This is a genomic window from Endozoicomonas sp. ALC013, from assembly GCF_049310205.1.
Taxonomy (GTDB): Bacteria; Pseudomonadota; Gammaproteobacteria; order Pseudomonadales; family Endozoicomonadaceae; genus Endozoicomonas.
The window spans coordinates 1-3,537 of sequence record NZ_JBLYNS010000270.1 but is presented as its reverse complement, the minus strand read 5'-3'; the positions used below and the strand labels follow the sequence as shown (position 1 = coordinate 3,537).

3 protein-coding genes and 1 pseudogene are annotated in these 3,537 nt (G+C 42.9%); 3 read left to right on the top strand and 1 reads right to left on the bottom strand.

The window, feature by feature from the left end; translation table 11 throughout:
* The 3 genes from yhhB to ACO6V1_RS22980 all read left to right on the top strand — a co-directional run.
* Positions 1-1,127 (top strand): cyclophane-forming radical SAM/SPASM peptide maturase YhhB (yhhB, locus tag ACO6V1_RS22990; protein ID WP_422468806.1); only part of this gene is annotated, 1,127 nt, incomplete at its 5' end.
* 4 nt (positions 1,128-1,131) lie between these two features.
* Positions 1,132-1,731, top strand: a complete 600-nt coding sequence (gene yhhC / locus ACO6V1_RS22985; RefSeq protein WP_422447592.1) for a cyclophane-containing peptide 2OG-Fe(II) oxygenase YhhC — start codon at positions 1,132-1,134, stop codon at positions 1,729-1,731.
* Between the two features lie 216 nt (positions 1,732-1,947).
* Positions 1,948-2,463, top strand: coding sequence for a hypothetical protein (locus ACO6V1_RS22980; RefSeq protein WP_422447590.1), 516 nt, complete (start codon positions 1,948-1,950; stop codon positions 2,461-2,463).
* A gap of 151 nt (positions 2,464-2,614) precedes the next feature.
* Here the strand turns inward: ACO6V1_RS22980 and istA are convergent.
* Positions 2,615-3,537, bottom strand: a pseudogene (istA, locus tag ACO6V1_RS22975) (IS21 family transposase); the annotation flags it as partial.

The following is a 3,537-nucleotide window of genomic DNA, read 5'->3' as shown; positions in this document are numbered from 1 at the left end:
CTTTAGACACAGTATTAATTAAAGCTGCAAGCCGGTGTAATTTAGACTGCTCTTATTGCTATGTTTACCAAGGCAAAGACACTAGTTGGGAGCAACAACCTAAACGAATGTCAGTTGAGACTATAAAGGTACTTTCCAACCGCTTAATAGAGCAGTCTTTAAAACAAAAGCAAGGTTTTGCTATAGTCTTGCATGGTGGCGAGCCATTATTATTAGGATATGATCGTCTGAAATTGTTGCTAACATTGCTGCGTGAAAAATTAGATGAACATCTTTACCCTATAAGCTTACAAACCAATGGTGGCCTTCTTACCAATAAGCTGCTTGATTTATTCTCCTCCAAAAGAGTTAGTGTATCTGTTAGTATTGACGGTAACAAATACGCGAATGATATTGCAAGAGTTGGACACAACGGAAAAAGTACATTTGCAAGTACGATCCAAGGAATTAAAAAATTAAGTAGTCACAAGGATAGCAGCTTCCTTTTTGCTGGAACTTTATCAGTAATCCAGCCATCAGTATCACCATCTGTTACATACAAATTCCTTAAAAGTCTAAATACACCAAGCATGGACTTCTTATTTCAAGATGGTAATCATGATTATCTCCCGAAAGGAAAGCTTTCTTTCGACTCCCTAGAATACGGAACATGGATGACGGAGCTTTTGGGAACGTACTTATCAGACCCAGAACCACCTAAAATTCCTAGCATTGATGACATTATAAAGTTGTCACTTGGTGGAGAGTCTTCAAAAGAAGGTCGAGGTGAGGAATCCTTTGGAATCCTTATTGTCGAAACTGATGGTGAGATAAGAAAAAATGATACTTTACGATTATCATTTGATGGTGCAGACTTCTTTTCTACCAGAAAAAATATTTCTAACACCCCATTGTCGGTGATACTAGATTCTCCCGAATTCATTGAGGCTTCAAAGCTACAACAACCTACAGCTAAAGAATGTGCTGAATGCCCTGTCTTGAAAGTATGTGGAGGAGGGATGCCCCTGTATAGATGGAGCGCAGCAAATGGTTATAATAACCCATCAGTATTTTGCAAAGATCATCGATTTTTCATTGAAAATATTAGCTCGCGTTTAGAAAGCTTGAATATAGAAAATGTAGAGTAATGGTATGTTTCCACAAATTGACAGCTATGAGCTAAAAACAAAACCATTTAAGTATTTTTTTGGAACTTCAAGTTCTCGTAAAGAAAATATTTTATCATGGATAGAATGGTTTGAAGATAGTGCACCATGGGAGCTTGTAGAGACAGATTTTTATGAACAGTATGAATTTAGCCTTTTACATACAGACTTACCTGAAAAAATATCCCATCTTTCAAGTGATGAAACACTTGCCCAACTGACCAATACTATCGAAAGCATATTTAAAGTGAAGCTTTCAGATAAAGTCGATGTTATCGCTCACAAGCTAGTAGCCGGGCAAACAATCCGCGTCCATAATGATTTTATTGACAAAGAAGGAAGAGAAACTCATAGAATTCTTTTTCAATTAAACAGAAACTACACTAAACACAGTGGTGGTCTTTTGATATTTTTTGAAGACCCAGAAAATGATAAATGGTCTGATATAATAGAACCAATATCCGCCTCGGTTCAGGGCTTTGAGATTTCGAAAAATTCACATCATGCTGTTAGCACTGTTCATGATGGTGAAAGATATACAATTGTCTATTCCTTTAGAGAAACATCTCCAAAAGAAATCATTTAATCCTCTCTTCACGGATTTGATACCTAATAAAAGGCGCATAAACGAATAAGGATAGATTGCGCCCGGCCGCAATCTTATCCTGTTGTAAGCGTTTAAACAGGGGGCAGACTCCAATGGCATTGACTTAAGGCCTCAGCCCTTGATAATTCAAGGCTTACTCGGAAAGAAGCGACTATAAAAAGTCACAAGCCTAAATATTTCCCTTCCGAGCAAGCCATGAACAAGTGTAGCCAAGAGTTTCTGTCCCTTGCAGATGAATGCCTTCACCAATTTGCACAGACTGAAAGTGATGAATTTTCATCAATCCTTACCTCTGATGGCCTTAACTCTTTTCAGAATTGTTACCCCGGCTGCAGGGAAAGCGATTTTCCACCCATCAAAACATTAACCTTGTTCATGCGGCAGGTGGCCAGTGACACCAAATCATGTCGCCACACCCTCATTGATGAAGCGAGAGAGCAGGTCGTCAGGGGCAACAAGAAGAAAGTGCCCAACACTGACACCAGCGCATATTGCAAAGCGAGGCAACGGTTGAGTGAAGCATCCCTAGGAGGTTTGTTGCGCATATCTGGCAATAGTCTTGATCACGCCTCACCAGAATCATGGCTATGGCATCAACGTCGTGTACTGCTTACTGATGGTTCAACATTGTTGATGCCTGACACCGAGAAAAATCAGAAAGAATATCCTCAGCCTGGCACACAAAAAAAGGGCTTGGTTTCCCGAACATAGGACAGCATATTGTTGGAAATCGGCCCGGTCGGTCGGAGCCAAGGGCCGTTAAGAAGCGGCCAAAACCCCATAAAAGGCTCCAGCATTAAAGGTCGCAGGCACGCAGACTCAAGAAATACCAAGGGAAGTGAGCTTAAGTCAGTGCCATTGGTACCCGGGCCTCTTTCCACTCAGCGTATTGATAACGCTCTGCAGGTAAAGGCTTGAGTGCCGGTTTGTCCAGCTCATCAAACAGTGAACGACGACTACCTTGTAATTTCTGGAACGGTTTGTTATTCAGCTCATCCAGCAGGCTTCGAATCGCTTTGTTCAGTGCAGGCAGGGTAAAGAATGTCTGGTTACGCAGGCTGGCCAGTATCCAGCGTTCGACCACCTGTACGGCAGATTCAACCTTGGCCTTATCCTGAGGTTTCCTGACCCGGGCGGGAACAACGGCTACCTGATAATGCTCAGCCAGATCCTGATAGGTGGGGTTGATCACCGGTTCATACCGATGGGGCTGTTTTACGCCTGATTTCAAATTATCAGGGACCAGTGTGCAGGGAGTGCCTCCAAAATAGTCAAAGGCACGTACATGAGAGCCGACCCAGTCCGGAATCGATTGGCTCCAGGTGGCTTCAGCATAGGTATAGTTGGAAGCTCCCAGTGTAGCGACAAAAATTTGTGTTTGTCGTACTTCACCAGTGTACTGGTCAACGACAGGCATCGTTTGACCTGCATAGTCAATAAAGAGTTTATCTCCGGCTATATGGTTTTGCCGCATGACCACATCCACCTGGTTCTTCCATGAGCGATATTGGTCACTGAACCAGCTGTACTGATAACCATCCGGATGACAGGCTTTGTACTCCTGCCAAAGTCGATCAGGGTCATACCGGGATGCCGCAGTTCCTGATGAATTTGGCTTCAGTCAGGCTGAGCCTGCTTGTTCCTGCCTGATGATGGTTTGACGGGGAACAATTGCTGCTCCAACGTATGCTCATCAATGGAGTCAGGCAGTGGCCAGGTCAGTTCAGAAACCGAAAGCCGGGCCAGATAATCTTTAACGGTTGAGCGGGAGATATTGCAGCTTTT